Annotated in this window: 15 protein-coding genes; 7 read left to right on the top strand and 8 right to left on the bottom strand. The window is 60.7% G+C overall.

All coding sequences use genetic code 11. The features are described 5' to 3' along the window. Positions 1 to 8: 8 nt before the first annotated feature. Both C4J88_RS19875 and C4J88_RS19870 read right to left on the bottom strand, forming a co-directional pair. Positions 9 to 1,538 (bottom strand): NCS1 family nucleobase:cation symporter-1, encoded by a 1,530-nt coding sequence (locus tag C4J88_RS19875; RefSeq protein WP_124407923.1) that lies wholly within the window; start codon positions 1,536 to 1,538, stop codon positions 9 to 11. A gap of 458 nt (positions 1,539 to 1,996) precedes the next feature. Continuing rightward, positions 1,997 to 2,737, bottom strand: coding sequence for a phosphoadenylyl-sulfate reductase (locus tag C4J88_RS19870; protein ID WP_124407922.1), 741 nt, complete (start codon positions 2,735 to 2,737; stop codon positions 1,997 to 1,999). A gap of 150 nt (positions 2,738 to 2,887) precedes the next feature. On the opposite strand from C4J88_RS19870, the gene thrH reads away from it, so the two are divergent. Then, a complete protein-coding gene (gene thrH / locus C4J88_RS19865; RefSeq protein ID WP_124363954.1) occupies positions 2,888 to 3,505 on the top strand; it encodes a bifunctional phosphoserine phosphatase/homoserine phosphotransferase ThrH in 618 nt (205 codons plus the stop codon). Between the two features lie 67 nt (positions 3,506 to 3,572). Here thrH and C4J88_RS19860 read toward each other — a convergent pair whose 3' ends face one another. From C4J88_RS19860 to C4J88_RS19835, 6 genes are all read right to left on the bottom strand, one after another. Further along, a complete protein-coding gene (locus C4J88_RS19860; protein ID WP_124407921.1) occupies positions 3,573 to 3,929 on the bottom strand; it encodes a type II toxin-antitoxin system HigA family antitoxin in 357 nt (118 codons plus the stop codon). After that, entirely contained in the window at positions 3,929 to 4,231 is a 303-nt protein-coding gene (locus tag C4J88_RS19855; protein ID WP_124407920.1) for a type II toxin-antitoxin system HigB family toxin, read from the bottom strand. Before C4J88_RS19855 ends, C4J88_RS19860 begins: the two co-directional genes overlap by 1 nt. Positions 4,232 to 4,453: 222 nt before the next feature. Next, the gene (gene pabB, locus C4J88_RS19850) at positions 4,454 to 5,797 is read right to left on the bottom strand and encodes an aminodeoxychorismate synthase component I (protein WP_124407919.1); all 1,344 of its coding nucleotides are present in this window, start codon (positions 5,795 to 5,797) and stop codon (positions 4,454 to 4,456) included. Positions 5,798 to 5,897: 100 nt separating this feature from the next. Continuing rightward, on the bottom strand, positions 5,898 to 6,884 hold the full coding sequence (locus tag C4J88_RS19845) for an alpha-L-glutamate ligase-like protein (RefSeq protein WP_124363950.1): 987 nt from the start codon (positions 6,882 to 6,884) through the stop codon (positions 5,898 to 5,900). Then, positions 6,884 to 8,416 (bottom strand): inactive transglutaminase family protein, encoded by a 1,533-nt coding sequence (locus C4J88_RS19840; protein WP_124363949.1) that lies wholly within the window; start codon positions 8,414 to 8,416, stop codon positions 6,884 to 6,886. Before C4J88_RS19840 ends, C4J88_RS19845 begins: the two co-directional genes overlap by 1 nt. Positions 8,417 to 8,421: 5 nt before the next feature. Continuing rightward, entirely contained in the window at positions 8,422 to 8,958 is a 537-nt protein-coding gene (locus C4J88_RS19835) for an ATP-dependent zinc protease (RefSeq protein ID WP_124363948.1), read from the bottom strand. Positions 8,959 to 9,224: 266 nt separating this feature from the next. On the opposite strand from C4J88_RS19835, the gene C4J88_RS19830 reads away from it, so the two are divergent. The 6 genes from C4J88_RS19830 (at position 9,225) to prpD (ending at position 17,721) form a co-directional block, all read left to right on the top strand. After that, a complete protein-coding gene (locus tag C4J88_RS19830) occupies positions 9,225 to 9,923 on the top strand; it encodes a GntR family transcriptional regulator (protein ID WP_124407918.1) in 699 nt (232 codons plus the stop codon). A 13-nt stretch (positions 9,924 to 9,936) separates the two neighbouring features. After that, entirely contained in the window at positions 9,937 to 10,830 is an 894-nt protein-coding gene (gene prpB, locus C4J88_RS19825) for a methylisocitrate lyase (protein ID WP_124363946.1), read from the top strand. A 42-nt stretch (positions 10,831 to 10,872) separates the two neighbouring features. Next, positions 10,873 to 12,000, top strand: a complete 1,128-nt coding sequence (gene prpC, locus C4J88_RS19820; RefSeq protein WP_124363945.1) for a 2-methylcitrate synthase — start codon at positions 10,873 to 10,875, stop codon at positions 11,998 to 12,000. A gap of 168 nt (positions 12,001 to 12,168) precedes the next feature. Next, positions 12,169 to 14,763 (top strand): Fe/S-dependent 2-methylisocitrate dehydratase AcnD, encoded by a 2,595-nt coding sequence (acnD, locus tag C4J88_RS19815; RefSeq protein WP_124407917.1) that lies wholly within the window; start codon positions 12,169 to 12,171, stop codon positions 14,761 to 14,763. 10 nt (positions 14,764 to 14,773) lie between these two features. Next, a complete protein-coding gene (gene prpF / locus C4J88_RS19810; RefSeq protein ID WP_124407916.1) occupies positions 14,774 to 15,964 on the top strand; it encodes a 2-methylaconitate cis-trans isomerase PrpF in 1,191 nt (396 codons plus the stop codon). A gap of 272 nt (positions 15,965 to 16,236) precedes the next feature. Further along, the gene (gene prpD, locus C4J88_RS19805; RefSeq protein WP_124407915.1) at positions 16,237 to 17,721 is read left to right on the top strand and encodes a 2-methylcitrate dehydratase; all 1,485 of its coding nucleotides are present in this window, start codon (positions 16,237 to 16,239) and stop codon (positions 17,719 to 17,721) included. The last annotated feature ends 126 nt before the right edge of the window (positions 17,722 to 17,847 follow it).

The following is a 17,847-nucleotide window of genomic DNA, read 5'->3' as shown; positions in this document are numbered from 1 at the left end:
CTCCTTGTTTAATGACTGACGTTATCGACTGCAATGCTTTCGCCGCTGACATCGGCGTAGAACGGCTGGCGCTTGGCGATCAGCAGGTACAGCAACCCTGCAATACCGGCGCCAAACAGCCAGGAGAACGGCGAAACGCTGGCAAACCCCGGCAACAATGCCAACAGGATGGCGATCACCGCTGCCGGAACGAACGCCGCCACCGCGCGCAGATTCACGCCCCGGCTGTAGTAATAAACGCCCTGTGCGTCTTCGCTATACAGTTGCGGCACATCCACCTGGCTTTTGCGGATCAGCCAGTAGTCAACCATGATCACCCCATACAACGGCCCCAGCAGTGCGCCCAGCCCGGAAAGGAAATACACGATCACCAGCGGGCTGTTATAGAGGTTCCACGGCAGGATCAGCACCGCCACGGTGGCGCTGATCAGGCCCGCGCGGCGGAAGTTCAGGTACTTGGGCGCCAGGTTGCTCAGCACAAACGCCGGTGCGACGAAGTTGGCCATGATATTCACCGCCACGGTAACGATCAGGAAGGCCAGGCAGCCGAGCACCAGAAAGAAGGTATTGGGAATGGCGGCGATGATTTCAGTCGGGCTTTCGATCACCCGGCCATTGAGCTGGAACTGCCCGCCGCACAGCAGCACGGTGATGGCGGCGAATATCAGGATATTCACCGGCAGGCCCCAGAAATTACCCACCAGGATCGTCCTGCGGCAAGGCGAGGAGCGGGCGAAGTCGCAGAAGTTAAGGATCAGCGTGCCGTAAATCGCCAACCACAGCGCACCGCCGGCAAAGATATTGCGCCACATCTCGCCGCCGCTCAGCGGTTCGCGGATCGACCAGGCAATGTTGCCGCCTGCCTGGAAGTACATCCAGCCGGCCAGCGAGGCCACGGTGAGCAGAATCACCGGTCCGGCAAACCCCTCATAGCGACGTACCATTTCCATGCCATAGGCCAGGATCACCAATTGCACCAGCCAGATCGCCACGAAACACGCCCAGCCGAGCGATGACAGGCCGAGGATCGCGTTGTGATCATAGTCGGCAAACCCTGGATGAACCGCCGTCAACAACACACGGAAAACCACCGAAGCCAGGTAGGTCTGGATACCGAACCAGGCAATCGCAATCACGGCGCGGATCAACGCCGGAATCTGTGCTCCATGAATACCGAAGCTGATACGGCTGATCACGGGAAACGGCACGCCGGTCTTCTGGCCCATGTACCCCGACAAGTTCATGAAAAAGTACACCAGTGCCGCACCGATCCCCAGGGACAACAGGATCTGCCAGCCGCCCAGACCCAATGCATACAAGCCGATGGCAAATGAATAGTTGGCGATGTTGTGCACGTCATTGGTCCACAGCGCAAAGATACTGTAGCGCCCCCAGCGACGGCCTTCGATCTTGGTCGGGGCGAGGTCTTTGTTGTGCAGGCGTGAGCTGAGTACCAGCGGGCCGGGGCTTGCCGCCTCGGGATTCAAGACGGAGGAGGGCAGATCCAGTGCGATGTCATTCGAGAGGCTTGTACGCATTCCGGCAGGCTCCAGCGCATCCGCAGCAAAGCGGCAGATGACAAAGTGTATGTATGTTTTGTATTTATTGTATACAAAGCGTATTTCACCTTAAGCCACATGCGTGCCAGTTTTGCAGCGATCAAAACTACGGTTAATTTCGTTTTTATCGCTTATTGAAATAACTGGCTGAATTGAAAGCGATATAAATTGACCGTTCGAACAGCTATTTATTTTTATGGGGAAGGGGGCAGACTCAGGAGGGCAAAAATAGAGAGGAAAGAAGTGTTACGTTTTGGTGCGATTCATACTGGATTGCACACATAAATGGCACCGATGGTTACAACTATGTGTACATTTTCGTCGCGAACACAAAACAAATGTGGGGGGCTTGCCCCCGATAGCGCTGGGTCAGTCACCCCATACAGTGCCTGACACTACGCCATCGGGAGCAAGCCCCCTCCCACAGGTCAAGTGTGTCAGGCCTTCGCCTTGCTGATGATATTCCCCGCATGCAGCCCGCATTCCTTCTGCGTGGCTTCCTCCCACCACCAACGGCCTTCGCGCTCATGCTGGTTCGGCAGCACAGGACGGGTGCAGGGCTCGCAGCCGATGCTGATAAAACCGCGTTCATGCAGGCTGTTATAGGGCAGCTCCAGCATGCGGATATAACCCCAGATCTCCTCGCTGGTCATCTGCGCCAGCGGGTTGAATTTGTACAAGGTACGTTCAGGGGTAGAAAACGCCGTATCGATTTCCAACGCAGCCACCTGGCTGCGGGTGCCCGGGCTCTGGTCGCGGCGCTGGCCGGTGGCCCAGGCACGCACGCCTGCGAGCTTGCGGCGCAGCGGTTCGATCTTGCGTATGCCACAGCACTCGCCATGACCGTCCTTATAGAAGCTGAACAGGCCCTTCTCTTTGACGAAGGGTTCCAGCTTGCTCTGGTCCGGCGAGATCAGTTCGATGTCGATCTTGTAGAACTCACGCACCTGTTCGATGAACCGGTAGGTTTCCGGGTGCAGGCGGCCGGTGTCGAGGCTGAACACCTTGACGTTCTTGTTCAGTTTCCAGGCCATGTCCACCAGCACCACATCCTCGGCGCCGCTGAAGGAAATCCACAGGTCGTCACCGAACTGGCTGAACGCCAGCTTGAGGATGTCCTGAGCGGACTTGTTGGCATAGGTCGTGGCGAGTTCAACGACGTCGAAGGCTTGGTTCATCAGGACGGTTCCTACAGGTCAGTGGCGCTGAGCGCTCTATAGGGGGCGATGGTATCAAAATCTACCCTGCGTTGCGGCGGCGTGCTTGAGTCGCTAGAGTTCGCCAGTCCTTTTGCTCGCTCAACTTGAATAATACGAACGGAGTGTCCTGTGGAAATTGCCTGTCTCGACCTGGAAGGGGTACTGGTTCCGGAAATCTGGATCGCCTTCGCCGAAAAAACCGGTATCCAATCCCTGCGCGCCACCACCCGTGACATTCCCGACTACGACGTGTTGATGCAGCAGCGCCTGCGTATCCTCGATGAGCACGGGCTCAAGCTTGCCGATATCCAGGAAGTGATTGCCACCCTCAAGCCACTGGACGGCGCCATCGAGTTCGTCAACTGGCTGCGCGAGCGCTTTCAGGTAGTGATCCTCTCCGACACCTTCTACGAATTCTCCCAGCCGCTGATGCGTCAGCTGGGCTTTCCGACCTTGCTTTGCCATCGCCTGATCACGGATGAAAACGACCGGGTGGTCAGCTACCAACTGCGCCAGAAAGATCCCAAGCGCCAGTCGGTATTGGCGTTCAAGACGCTGTACTACCGAGTGATTGCGGCGGGGGATTCCTATAACGACACCACCATGCTGGGTGAGGCAGACCGGGGGATTCTGTTCCATGCGCCGGAGAATGTGATTCGCGAGTTCCCGCAGTTTCCGGCGGTGCATACGTTTGAGGATTTGAAGCGGGAGTTTATCAAGGCGTCCAGCCGACAGTTGAGCCTGTAAATTATCTGGCGCGGCTGATGGCCTCATCAGGAGCAGGCCCCCTCTCCCAAGGCCCTCCCAGCCCCGCCTAAATGCCCGCCAGCAACCGCTCATAAGGGATACACAATCCCTCATGCAGGCGTTTGATCATCGCCAGGCTCAGCTTGCGCTTGCCGTTCAACACTTCTGAAACGCGCCCGCTGGGGCCGATGAATGGCTCCAGATCGCGGGCAGTCAAGCCCATTTGTTCCATGCGGAATTTGATCGCTTCCACTGGGTCCGAAGGCGGCATCGGAAAGTGCTCCGCCTCGTACTTCTCAATCAGAACAGCGAGAACTTCCAGCTCGTCACCTTCGGCACTGCCGCTGGCCGCTCCCCAAATTTGCTCGACGCGCGCGAGCGCAGCGGCCAGGTCTTCCTGAGAGTGAATAGGTTTGATGTTCATTACACGGTCTCCGCATTGATTGTGTCGTACTGCGCGTGGGTGCCGACAAAGCGGATGAAGCCAAGCTGTCGCTCATAATCGATCGCCATGATCACCCGGTACTTGTTGCCGCCCACGTTGAATACAACCCTGCCGCTTTTGAGGATGCTTGCAGTCCTGAGCTCGGCCTTGAGTGCCTGTGGTGTTGGGTAAAGGGTCTTTTCCATATGGCGATACCACTCGACCAAGGGCGTTTTTGCATCGGCAGAAGCCGGGTGGCTTTCCCAGAACCTTCGTAAGGTTGAGAGGGCGATTATTCGCATCGCTCTTTCCTCCCATATTGGGAGATAGTAGGCCCGAGTGGGTGAGCATGCAATCCCTGAAACAAGCTCTGACGATTGAGTGGCATATGTGATCCTTCACAGACGGCGGTGGGCGGCGGAAGTCGGACGCTATCGCGCCGCTCACTGTTGGTCCATTACCGTTCTGATTCAGGTTTTTTCGTGCCGAACTCGCTGCCCTCAGCGGCAGGAGTGGCTTGGGTGCTAGAGGCCTTCCAACGTGTGTAACAACACCTGTACCTTGGTCAGCGACTCCTGATATTCCGCCTCCCACTGCGAGTCCGCTACGATCCCGCCGCCGCCCCAGCAGCACACCTGCGCGTCCTTGACCAGCAAACTGCGGATGGCGATAGAGCTGTCCATTTCGCCGCGCACGTCCAGGTACATCAGCGAACCGCAGTACAGGCCGCGTCGGGTCGGCTCCAGTTCGTCGATGATCTGCATCGCGCGGATCTTCGGCGCACCGGTGATGGAGCCGCCGGGGAAGCTGCCGGCGATAAGGTCGAGGGCATCTTTATCGTCGGCTAATGTGCCGGTGACGCTGCTCACCAGATGGTGCACGTTGGGGTAGCTTTCCAGGCTGAACAATTCGGGTACTTTTACCGAGCCGATACGGCAACTGCGGCCGAGGTCGTTGCGCAGCAGGTCGACGATCATCAGGTTTTCTGCGCGATCCTTGGGACTGGCCAAGAGTTCGGCGGCGTGTGCCGCATCTTCTTGCGGCGTCGGGCCGCGGGGGCGGGTGCCTTTGATCGGGCGGGTTTCAACCTGGCGCTGGCTGACCTTGACGAAGCGTTCCGGTGACAGGCTGAGCACCGCGCCACCTTCCGGCAGGCTCTGGAACCCGGAAAACGGCGTTGGGCAGGCCTCGCGCAGCGCGCAATAGGCGGACCATGGATCACCGATGCAGGGCGCGCGAAAGCGCTGGGCGAAGTTGACCTGGTAGCAGTCGCCGGCCTCGATATAGTCCTGAATACGCACGATGGCCTGCCGATAGGCCTCGGCCGTCAGGTCCGGTGCCATGGGACCTTGCAACTTGAACGCCGCAGACCTGTCGCCGACGCCGACGCTGAACAGGCTGATCAGGCGTTGCCGTTCGCTGTCTGCGAGACTGGGGTGGAATACCAGTTGGCTGGACTGCGCAGCGTGATCGCTGATCAGCGCCCAGGCATACAGTCCGAAGCGCGCGTCCGGCAGGTGCAAGTCGTCTACCGCCAGGTGCGGCATCTGTTCCAGGTGTCGGCCGAAATCGTAACTCAGATAGCCGATCAAGCCACCGGCAAACGGCAGCTCCAAGCCAGCGGGCAATGCCGCTTCGCCCAAGTACGTCAGGCTTTTGCGCAAACGTTGCAGGAAATCGCCGCCGCTTTCGTCAGGCGCAACCGCCAAGGTCGCCTCAGGCCAGGCGCTGAGCAGGTCATAACGGCCACGCTCGGCCGCCGGGCGGCCGCTGTCGAGCAGCACCGCACCGGGCGCATGGCGAATCGCCGCAAAATACTCGGCGGGGTTGGCTCGATAGGGCAACGGGTAAACGGAACAGGTCGGCATGCGGGGGTGGATCAGCCAGTGGCGCGGGAGAGGGGATTGTAGTCCCCTGTAGGATTTGCTCCTAGAGGGGATGTCGGGGATAGACAGTTCGAAGGCCGGATCAGCCTTCCACGGGCGGTATATGGCCAAACATCTCTTGCACGAACTTCACCCGTTCTTCCGGGGTTTCGCTCACGCCAGCGGCTTTCAGTTCTTCCAGTCGCGCCTCCACCGCATGGGTGCGCAGGGTCAGGCCGCAGTCGTTGGCAATCTGGATATTCAGCCCCGGCCGCGCGTTCAATTCCAGGATCAGCGGGCCTTTTTCCTGGTCCAGCACCATGTCCACACCGATATAGCCCAGGCCGCACAGTTCATAGCAGCCGGCCGCCAGCTTCATGAAACCGTCCCAGTTGGGCAGTTGTACGCCGTCCACCGCATTGGTGGTATCGGGGTGCTTGGTGATGATGTTGTTCAGCCAAGTGCCACGCAACGTCAGGCCGGTGGCGAGGTCGACGCCCACACCTATCGCGCCCTGGTGCAGGTTGGCCTTGCCACCGGACTGGCGCGTCGGCAAGCGCAGCATCGCCATCACCGGATAGCCCATCAGCACGATGATGCGGATGTCCGGCACGCCTTCGTAGCTGATGCTCTTGAAGATCTGGTCGGGTACCACGCGGTATTCGATCAAGGCGCGATCGCGGTGGCCGCCCAGGGAGTAGAGGCCGGTAAGAATGCTGGAAATCTGGTGCTCGATTTCCTCATGGCTGATGATCTTGCCGGACACCGTGCGATAGCGCCCCTCAAAGCGGTCCGCCACCACCAGGATGCCGTCGCCGCCGGCGCCCTGGGCGGGCTTGATCACGAAGTCGCTGCGCCCGCCGATGATTTCGTCGAGCTTGTCGATTTCCTTCTCGGTGGAGATGACTCCATACATTTCAGGTACGTGAATACCGGCCGCCATGGCCCGTTCCTTGGTGATGATCTTGTCATCCACGATCGGGTACAGGCTGCGCTTGTTGTACTTGAGCACGTAGTCGGCGTTCCGCCGGTTGATGCCCATGATCCCGCGCGCTTCCAGGGCCTTCCAGGTCTTCCAGAAGCCGAACATTAGGAGTCAGCCTTCAGGAATGCCTTGAAACGTACCAGTTCGGTCAGGCGGTAGCCGCGATAACGGCCCATGGCCAGCATGAAACCCACCAGGATCAGCAGGATCGCCGGGAAGGTGAACACGAAGTAGATCAGCTCCGGCACGCTCATGATGATGTGCGCCAGGGATGCCGCGAACAGCGTGCCGATTGCCACTTTCAGCGCATGGTTGGCGCCGCGCTCTTCCCAGGTGATCGACAGGCGTTCGATGGTCATGGTCAGGATCACCATCGGGAACAGTGCCACCGACAGGCCCCGCTCCAGGCCCAGCTTGTGGCTGAACAGGCTGATGGCGGCAATCAGCACCACCACGAAGGTCAGCACCACCGACAGCCTCGGCAGCATCTGCAGCTTCAGGTGTTCCAGGTAGGACCTGAGCGACAGCCCCAGCGCGGTGATGATTGTAAACAGCACAATCCCGAAACCCAGTTGCGTCTCGCGGAAGGCCAGGGCGATCAGCACCGGGGTAAAGGTGCCGAGGGTCTGCAGGCCGATCAGGTTACGCAGGATCAGGATCACCAGCACGCCAATCGGGATCATCACCATGATCATGAACGTCTGTTGGGTTTGCAGCGGCAGGCCGTACAGCGAGTATTCGAGGAAGTTGGCGTCGGTGTTTTCGTCGGTCAGCTTGGCCAGGCGAATCGCGTTCATTTCGCTGTTGTTCAGGCTGAAGGTCACCATGGCTTTCTTGCCGCCATCGACCGTGATCAGGTTTTCATCGCCGGTCCACCACAGCAGGCGGTCGGCGGGCAGGCCTTGTTCACCGGTTTCCGGGTTGAAGTACAGCCAGTCATTCCCATTGAAGCTGCGCAGCCACAGTTCCGGAGATTGCGGCTGGTCGGCGACGAGGCGAATGGTGTGGACTTTTTCCACCGGTACGTGGGCGATGGACAGCAGCAATTCAACGATCTTGGCCTTGTGCGACGTCGATGGGTCGCCCGCCAGCAGCAGTTTCACATTGTCGTCGTTGAGGTTGTTGGTGCGCTTGATGGCTTCGGTAATAAAGGTCTCGACGTCTGCCGAGTGCTGGCGAATCGGCGCGAGCAAGGCTTCGGCGGCGATTTTTTCCGGGCCCTCCACGGCGATGCTGTCGCGGAACGTCGGGCCCTTGATCTTGACCTTTTCACCGCTGTAGCGCTTGGTCAGCACCAGGCGGTAATACAGGGTCTGGTTGCCCTTGGCGCGGCGCGCCGACCAGGTGACCTTGCGGTTGCCATCGGCGCGATTGACGCTCACCCCGTAGTTGTTCGAAATAAAGCTCTCATTGAGGCTGACGAAGTCGCGGCTCAACGGCGGCACGAACATCGAAACCTTCACCGGGTCCTTGGGGTTGGCGACGAACTCGACCTTCGCGTCGATGTTCCATAAGTCATCGGTGGCGTCCTCGGTGACAGGGATGCCCAGCACGAAGATCTGGTAGGCGGTGACCGAAATACCCAGCACCACCAGAATGGTGATCAGGATTTTCAGGTGCAGGGTCAGAGAGCGCATTCGGTTTACTCGGCGGTATGAGCGTCGGCGGCGCAGGCAGGTTTGCCTGCTGCATATTTAAGGCTGGGGTCGATCAGCGCATCAAAGCGCTTGAGCGCTTCGGAGCCGATCAGCAGCGGGTATTGGAAGGTGCTGCGGTCAGTCAAGTTCACTTCGATGCTGCGTAAAGCGCTGCCCATGCAGATATCCAGGGCAATCACCGGACGAGCGGTGTACTGCTTGTCCTCATCGGGGTCGTAATCATCGGCACGGCGCTTGATCTTGCTGACGCGGGCCAGTGGACGTTCGATGGGGTGGGAATGGGCGGCATCGATGGCCAGGTAGAAGCGTACCCAGGATTCCCCATTGCGCTTGAAGCGTTTGATATCGCGCGCACTCAGCGAAGCGGTCTTGGCGCCCGTGTCGAGTTTGGCCGCGACTTCCAGGTCGAGGCCCGCCAGCTTGGCGTATTCATTCAGGCCATACACCGTCTTCTCGGCGGCAACGCCAAGGCTCGGCAGGGACAGTAGGCATAACAGTAGGGGGAAGGGCTTGAGTCTCATAATTCCTGAGGCGATGCAGTGCGAAATTCAAGGCGACTGGCATTACTGCGCAAGCTCCCTCGTGCGCCATTTCATCTAGCGATGTCAGGCAAATGCGGCGGGCATTCTAACATGATGCTTTTTTGGCGCCAGCGCTGGCAGGCGGCCATGCTCTTGGATCCACGCCGGAGGTTATTAGACGATTGTCGACAATGTTGATTTATTCTTTGACTAAGCAGGGGTAATTGGCTAGTTTTTGCAGCATTGCTTTTAAAGGTGTCGACAATATGCTGGATCAAACGGAATCTCCGCCGGCGCTGTCGGACGAATCCCAAACTATGTCGGAAAACGTCTTCCGGCGAATCCAGGCCGCCATCGTCAAGGGCGAGATCGCCCCGGGCTCCAAGATTTCCGAACCTGAGCTGGCGCGCACCTATGGCATCAGCCGTGGCCCGCTGCGCGAGGCGATTCACCGCCTGGAAGGCCAACGCCTGCTGGTGCGGGTGCCCCACGTCGGCGCCCGCGTGGTGTCGTTGAGCCACGCCGAGCTGATCGAGCTCTATGAAATCCGCGAGTCATTGGAAGGCATGGCGTGCCGGCTGGCGGCCGAGCGCATGACCGACGCGGAAATCGAAGAGCTGCGCCAGGTATTGCACACCCACGAGCGGGATGCCGCGTTTCAGGCCGGTGTCGGCTATTACCAGCAGGAGGGCGACTTCGATTTTCATTACCGGATCATCCAGGGCGCCGGCAACCGCACCCTGACCCAGATGCTCTGCGGCGAGCTATACCAATTGGTGCGCATGTACCGCATCCAGTTTTCCGCCACCCCCAATCGTCCACGCCAGGCCTTTGCCGAGCATCACCGCATTCTTGACGCGATTGCCGATCGCGACGGTGAACTGGCCGAACTGTTGATGCGCCGGCATATCGGCGCTTCCAAACGCAACATCGCCCGTCACTTCCCGGACGGCGCTCCCCAATAAATAGAGGTGAGTCATGAGTTCCACGAACAACAGCACCCCAGGCCAGCGTTTCCGTGACGCGGTCGCCAGTGAACAGCCGTTGCAGGTGGTCGGTGCAATCAACGCCAACCACGCCTTGCTGGCCAAACGCGCCGGCTTCAAGGCGATTTACCTGTCCGGTGGCGGCGTGGCGGCAGGCTCCCTGGGTGTTCCGGACCTGGGCATCACCGGCCTGGATGACGTGCTGACCGACGTACGCCGCATCACTGACGTATGCGACCTGCCGCTGCTGGTGGACGTGGACACCGGTTTCGGTTCCTCGGCGTTCAACGTGGCGCGCACCGTCAAGTCGATGATCAAGTTCGGCGCGGCGGCCATCCACATCGAAGACCAGGTCGGCGCCAAGCGCTGCGGCCATCGGCCCAACAAGGAGATCGTGTCCCTGCAGGAAATGGTCGACCGCATCAAGGCCGCCGTGGACGCGCGCACCGATGACAGCTTCGTGATCATGGCCCGCACCGATGCCCTGGCCGTGGAAGGTTTGGAATCCGCCCTGGAGCGTGCCGCTGCGTGCATCGAGGCCGGTGCCGACATGGTGTTCCCGGAAGCCATCACTGAACTTGAGATGTACAAGCTGTTCGCCTCGCGGGTGAAAGCGCCGATCCTGGCCAACATCACCGAATTCGGCGCGACCCCGCTGTTTACCACCGAACAGTTGAAATCTGCCGATGTTTCCATCGTGCTGTACCCGCTCTCGGCCTTCCGCGCCATGAACAAGGCTGCCGAGAACGTCTACACCGCGATCCGCCGCGACGGTACGCAACAGAACGTGATCGACACCATGCAAACCCGCATGGAGCTTTACGATCGTATCGACTACCACACCTTCGAGCAGAAGCTCGACGCGCTGTTTGCCGCAAAGAAGTAGCAAGCGCGCCTCCTTGAATAACGACAAAATTGGAGAAAAACCATGGCTGAAGCAAAAGTATTGAGTGGTGCCGGCCTGCGTGGCCAGGTGGCCGGGCAGACCGCACTGTCGACCGTCGGCCAGGCCGGCGCCGGCTTGACCTATCGCGGCTATGACGTGCGTGAACTGGCCGCCGATGCGCAATTTGAAGAAGTCGCCTATCTGCTGCTGTACGGCGAACTGCCGACCAGCGCCGAACTGGCGGCCTACAGCGCCAGGCTGAGCCAGCTGCGCGACTTGCCGCAAGCGTTGAAAGAAGTGCTGGAACGCATCCCCGCCGACGCCCACCCGATGGACGTGATGCGCACCGGTTGCTCGTTCCTGGGCAATATCGAGCCGGAAAAAGACTTCAGCGTGCAGCGTGACGTCACCGATCGCCTGCTCGCCGCGTTCCCGGCAATCATGTGCTACTGGTACCGCTTCAGCCACGACGGCAAGCGCATCGACTGCGTCACCGACGAGCCCAGCATCGGCGGGCACTTCCTGCACCTGCTGCATGGCAAGAAGCCGAGCGATCTGCACGTCAAAGTGATGAATGTGTCGCTGATCCTCTATGCCGAGCACGAATTCAACGCCTCGACCTTCACTGCCCGGGTGTGCGCCTCGACCTTGTCCGACCTGTATTCCTGCGTCACCGCCGCCATCGGTTCCCTGCGCGGCCCGCTGCACGGCGGCGCCAACGAAGCGGCGATGGAGATGATCGAGCGTTTCGGTTCGGCCGAAGAGGCCGTCGAAGGCACCCTCGGCATGCTGGCGCGCAAGGACAAGATCATGGGCTTTGGCCACGCCATCTACAAAGACAACGACCCGCGTAATGAAGTGATCAAGGGTTGGTCGAAAAAACTCGCTGACGAAGTGGGCGACACGGTGTTGTTTGCGGTTTCCGAAGCCATCGACAAGACCATGTGGGAGCAGAAGAAGCTGTTCCCCAACGCCGATTTCTACCATGCCTCGGCGTACCACTTCATGGGCATCCCGACCAAGCTGTTCACGCCGATCTTCGTTTGTTCGCGGCTCACCGGCTGGGCGGCGCACGTGTTCGAGCAACGCGCCAATAACCGCATCATCCGTCCAAGCGCCGAGTACACCGGCGTTGAGCAGCGCAAGTTCGTGCCAATCGAACGTCGCTGAATTGCAGGCGTAACCCTGCTCTCTGTAGGAGCGAGCTTGCTCGCGAAGGTCGTCAACGATAACGCGGGCATACTGAATGATCGCGATGCCTGGACGTTTTTCGCGAGCAAGCTCGCTCCTACAGGGGCTGGTTCCCGCAGCACCCTATACCGTGACCGAGTCCTGACGATGAACACTGAATTTCGCAAACCGCTTCCCGGCAGCCGCCTGGATTACTTCGACGCCCGCGCGGCTGTCGAGGCAATCACTCCCGGCGCCTACGCCACCTTGCCGTATACCTCCCGCGTACTCGCGGAAAACCTGGTGCGTCGTTGCGACCCGGCCAGCCTCAATGCCTCCCTGAGCCAGTTGATCGAGCGCAAGCGTGACCTCGATTTCCCATGGTTCCCGGCCCGCGTGGTGTGCCATGACATCCTCGGCCAGACCGCTCTGGTAGACCTCGCCGGCCTGCGCGACGCCATCGCCCTGCAAGGCGGCGATCCGGCGCAGGTCAACCCGGTGGTGCCGACCCAGTTGATCGTCGACCACTCCCTGGCTGTCGAAGCCGGTGGCGCCGACCCGCAGGCGTTCGAAAAAAACCGCGCCATCGAAGACCGCCGCAACGAAGATCGCTTCCATTTTATCGAGTGGACCAAAAAGGCCTTCAAGAACGTCGACGTGATCCCGCCCGGCAACGGCATCATGCACCAGATCAACCTGGAGAAAATGTCACCGGTGATTCAGGTGCGCGACGGCGTGGCCTTCCCGGACACCTGCGTCGGTACCGACAGCCACACCCCGCATGTGGATGCCCTGGGCGTGATCGCCATCGGGGTCGGCGGCCTTGAAGCCGAAAGCGTGATGCTCGGGCGTGCCTCATGGATGCGCCTGCCGGAAATTGTCGGGGTGGAGCTGACCGGCAAGCTGCAGCCGGGCATCACTGCCACCGACATGGTGCTGGCGCTGACCGAGTTCCTGCGCCAACAGAAAGTCGTCGGCGCATGGCTGGAATTCTTCGGTGAAGGCGCTTCGGCCCTGACCCTGGGCGACCGTGCCACCATCTCCAACATGGCCCCGGAATACGGCGCAACTGCGGCGATGTTCTACATCGACCCGCAGACCATCGCCTACCTGAAGCTCACCGGTCGCGAAGAGGAACAGGTCGCCCTGGTGGAACAGTACGCACGCCACACCGGGCTGTGGGCCGACGAGCTGAAAGGCGCGCAATACGAGCGCGGTCTGAGGTTCGACCTGTCCAGCGTGGTGCGCAACATGGCGGGCCCGAGCAACCCTCACGCCCGTGTCGCCACCCGTGACCTGGCGGCCAAAGGCATCAGCGGCCAGTGGGACGACGTGCCGGGGCAAATGCCCGACGGCGCAGTGATCATTGCCGCCATCACCAGTTGCACCAACACCAGCAACCCGCGCAACGTGATCGCCGCCGGCCTGCTGGCGCGCAACGCCAACCGGCTCGGGCTGACGCGCAAGCCGTGGGTCAAGTCGTCCCTGGCGCCGGGTTCGAAAACCGTGGCCATGTATTTGGAAGAGGCCGGCCTGGGGCATGAACTGGAAAAACTTGGTTTCGGCGTGGTGGCCTTTGCGTGCACGACCTGCAACGGCATGTCCGGCGCGCTCGACCCGGTGATCCAGCAGGAAATCATCGACCGCGACCTCTACGCCACCGCTGTGCTGTCAGGTAACCGCAACTTCGACGGGCGTATTCATCCGTACGCCAAGCAGGCCTTCCTCGCTTCGCCGCCGCTGGTAGTGGCCTATGCGATTGCCGGCACCATTCGTTTCGATATCGAGAAAGACGTGCTCGGGCTCGACGTCGACGGCAAGGAAATCCGCCTGCAGGACATCTGGCCGAGCGACGAAGAGATCGACGCAGTGGTCAAGGCCTCGGTCAAGCCGGAACAGTTTCGCGCCGTGTATATCCCGATGTTCGCGATTCACGAAGACACCGGCCCTAAAGTCACCCCGCTGTACGACTGGCGCCCGCAAAGCACCTATATTCGCCGCCCGCCGTATTGGGAGGGCGCCTTGGCCGGCGCACGTCCGCTCAAGGGCATGCGCCCGCTGGCCGTGCTGCCGGACAACATCACCACCGACCACCTGTCGCCCTCCAACGCGATCATGCTCGACAGCGCCGCCGGCGAGTACCTGGCGAAAATGGGCTTGCCGGAAGTTGACTTCAACTCCTACGCGACCCACAGGGGCGACCACCTGACCGCACAGCGCGCCACCTTCGCCAACCCGAAACTGTTCAACGAAATGGTGCAGGAAAACGGCAAGGTCAAGCAGGGCTCCCTGGCGCGTATCGAGCCGGAAGGCACGGTCACGCGCATGTGGGAAGCCATCGAAACCTACATGGAACGCAAGCAGCCGCTGATCATTATCGCGGGCGCCGACTATGGCCAGGGTTCGTCCCGCGACTGGGCGGCCAAGGGCGTGCGCCTGGCCGGTGTGGAAGCGATCGCCGCCGAAGGTTTCGAGCGCATCCACCGCACCAACCTGGTCGGCATGGGCGTGTTGCCCCTGGAGTTCTTGCCGGGCACCGACCGCCACACCCTCAAGATCGACGGCAGCGAAACCTATGACGTGGTCGGCGAACGCACGCCGCGCGCGCAATTGACCCTGGTGATCAACCGCAGGAATGGCGAGCGTGTCGAAGTGCCGGTGACCTGCCGCCTGGACACCGCTGAAGAAGTGTCGATCTACGAGGCGGGCGGCGTGTTGCAACGTTTTGCCCAGGACTTCCTGGAATCGGCGGCGACGGCCTGAGGGGTTAACCATGGCACACGTAGCGCAAATCAAGATCCCCGCCACCTATATGCGTGGCGGCACCAGCAAGGGGGTTTTCTTCAGCCTCGAGGACCTGCCGCCCTCGGCGCAGGTACCGGGCGCTGCCCGCGACGCCTTGCTGTTGCGGGTGATCGGCAGCCCCGACCCCTATGACAAGCAAATCGATGGCATGGGCGGCGCCACGTCCAGCACCAGCAAAACCGTGATCCTGGCCAAGAGCACGCGTGCCGGGCACGACGTGGATTACCTGTTCGGCCAGGTGTCCATCGACAAGCCATTTGTCGACTGGAGTGGCAACTGCGGCAACCTCTCGGCGGCGGTCGGTTCGTTCGCCATCAGCGCCGGCCTGGTCGACCCAGGCCGCGTACCCCACAACGGCGTGGCCGTGGTGCGCATATGGCAAGCCAATATCGGCAAGACCATCATCGCCCATGTGCCGATCACCGACGGCGCTGTGCAGGAAACCGGTGATTTTGAACTGGATGGCGTGACCTTTCCGGCTGCCGAAGTGCAGCTGGAATTCATCGACCCGGCGGCGGAAGAAGAGGGCGGTGGTGGCTCGATGTTCCCCACCGGCAACCTGATCGATGAGCTGGAAGTGCCCGGCGTCGGCACCTTCAAGGCCACCCTGATCAACGCCGGCATCCCGACGATTTTTATCAATGCTCAAGACCTCGGCTACACCGGCACTGAATTGCAAGGCGCGGTCAACGGCGACCCGAAAGCCCTGGCGATGTTCGAGACCGTGCGTGCCTATGGCGCGTTGCGCATGGGCCTGATCAAGCACCTGGACGAAGCAGCCCTGCGCCAGCACACACCGAAGCTGGCGTTTGTGGCCAAGCCTGCGGATTACGTGGCGTCCAGCGGCAAGGCGATCAAGGCCGGCGATGTGGATTTGCTGGTGCGGGCGTTGTCCATGGGCAAATTGCACCACGCAATGATGGGCACGGCGGCGGTGGCGATCGGCACGGCGGCGGCGATTTCCGGCACCCTGGTCAACCAGGCGGCAGGTGGCATGGAGCGCAATGCCGTGCGCTTCGGGCATCCGTCGGGCACCTTGCGCGTCGGTGCCGAGGCGACTCAAGTGAACGGTGAATGGGTGGTGAAGAAAGCCATCATGAGCCGTAGTGCGCGGGTGTTGATGGAGGGGTTTGTGCGTGTTCCCGGCGATGCCTTCTAAAGCCCAACCCCATCCCTGTGGGAGGGGGTTTGAGCGATTCAATGTAGGAGCGAGCTTGCTCGCGAAAAACGCCCAGGCAACGCGTTCATTCTGGATAAACGCGGGGGCCCTGAGTTCTTCGCGAGCAAGCTCGCTCCTACCAAAAGCCTTAACTGACTGGCAATAGGTCTTGCCCCTCCCACAAGGGATCTCTATTCCAAGGCAGGCAACCAGACCGGCCCTGATGATCAACCGTGACCCTGAGGAATAAACCACCTTTTTGGAGAACTGCCATGAGCGCCAACGTCGACCAGAACCATCGCCCCGACTACGATCAGGTCCTGCAGGACATTGCCGACTATGTCCTCACCTACCGGATCGAGTCCGAGGCCGCACTGGACACCGCCCGCAACTGCCTGATAGACACCCTCGGTTGCGGCCTGCTGGCCTTGCGCTTCCCTGAGTGCACCAAGCACCTTGGGCCGCTCGTCGAGGGTACCGTGGTGCCGTTCGGGGCACGGGTGCCGGGCACTTCGTTGCGGTTGGACCCGGTCAAGGCCGCCTGGGACATCGGCTGCATCGTGCGCTGGCTCGACTACAACGACACCTGGCTCGCGGCTGAATGGGGCCACCCTTCGGACAACCTGGGCGGCATCCTCGCCGTGGCCGATCACCTGTCGCAAAAACGCGTGGCCCATGGCGAGGCACCGTTGACCGTCCGCGCCGTGCTGGAAGCCATGATCATGGCCCACGAAATCCAGGGCGTGATTGCTCTGGAAAACGCCTTCAATCGCGTCGGCCTCGACCATGTGCTGCTGGTGAAAGTCGCCTCGACGGCAGTCACCGCCAAGCTGATGGGCGCCAACCGTGAGCAATTGCTCGCGGCCTTGTCCCATGCGTTTGTCGACGGGCAGGCGTTGCGCACTTACCGCCATGCGCCGAACGCCGGTTCGCGCAAATCCTGGGCAGCGGGCGATGCGTCGAGTCGCGGGGTGCGCCTGGCGGATATCGCATTGCGCGGCGAGATGGGTATCCCCGGCGTGCTGAGCGCGCCACAGTGGGGGTTCTACGACGTATTGTTCAGCCATACCAACAAGGATCTGGCCCTCAAACCTGAAGAGCAACGCAGGTTCAGCCTGTCCCAGCTCTACGGTACCTACGTGATGGAAAACGTGCTGTTCAAGATCAGCTTCCCCGCTGAATTCCATGCGCAGACGGCCTGCGAAGCGGCGGTGACCTTGCATCCATTGGTGAAGAACCGCCTGCATGCAATCGAGCGCATCGTGATCACCACCCACGAGTCGGCGATTCGCATCATTTCCAAAGTCGGCCCCTTGGCCAACGCGGCGGACCGCGACCATTGCCTGCAATACATGACCGCCGTGCCGTTGGCCTTCGGCAACCTGGTGGCCGAGCACTATGAGGATCAATTCCATGCTGCCCACCCGATCATCGATGAGCTGCGCGGGAAAATGGTGATCGTCGAAGACCCCCGTTACAGCCGCGAATATCTGCAGGCCGACAAGCGCTCCATCGCCAATGCGGTGCAGGTGTTCTTCACCGACGGCACCTGCACCGAGCAGGTGGCGGTGGAATATCCGATTGGCCATCGTCGTCGTCGAGAGGATGGAATCCCGCTGCTGGAAGACAAGTTCAAAGCCAACCTGGCGACGCGGTTTACCGCGCAGCGCAGTGCCGAAATCTTTGCGTTGTGCAAGGACCAGGCACGGCTGGAAGCGACCCCCGTCAACCGATTCATGGACCTGTTCATGATCTGAAAAACACCACACAACCCAATGTGAGAGGGGCGGTGCGACGATTCGACTTGCCCCCGATAGCAGAGTGTCAGTCAACAGGTTCATTGGCTGATCCACCGCTATCGGGAGCAAGCCCCCTCCCACATT

Source organism: Pseudomonas sp. R4-39-08, from assembly GCF_003852275.1.
Classification (GTDB): Bacteria; Pseudomonadota; Gammaproteobacteria; order Pseudomonadales; family Pseudomonadaceae; genus Aquipseudomonas.
Note: the sequence above shows the minus strand (reverse complement) of the source record. Positions and strands in the feature narration are given on the sequence as shown.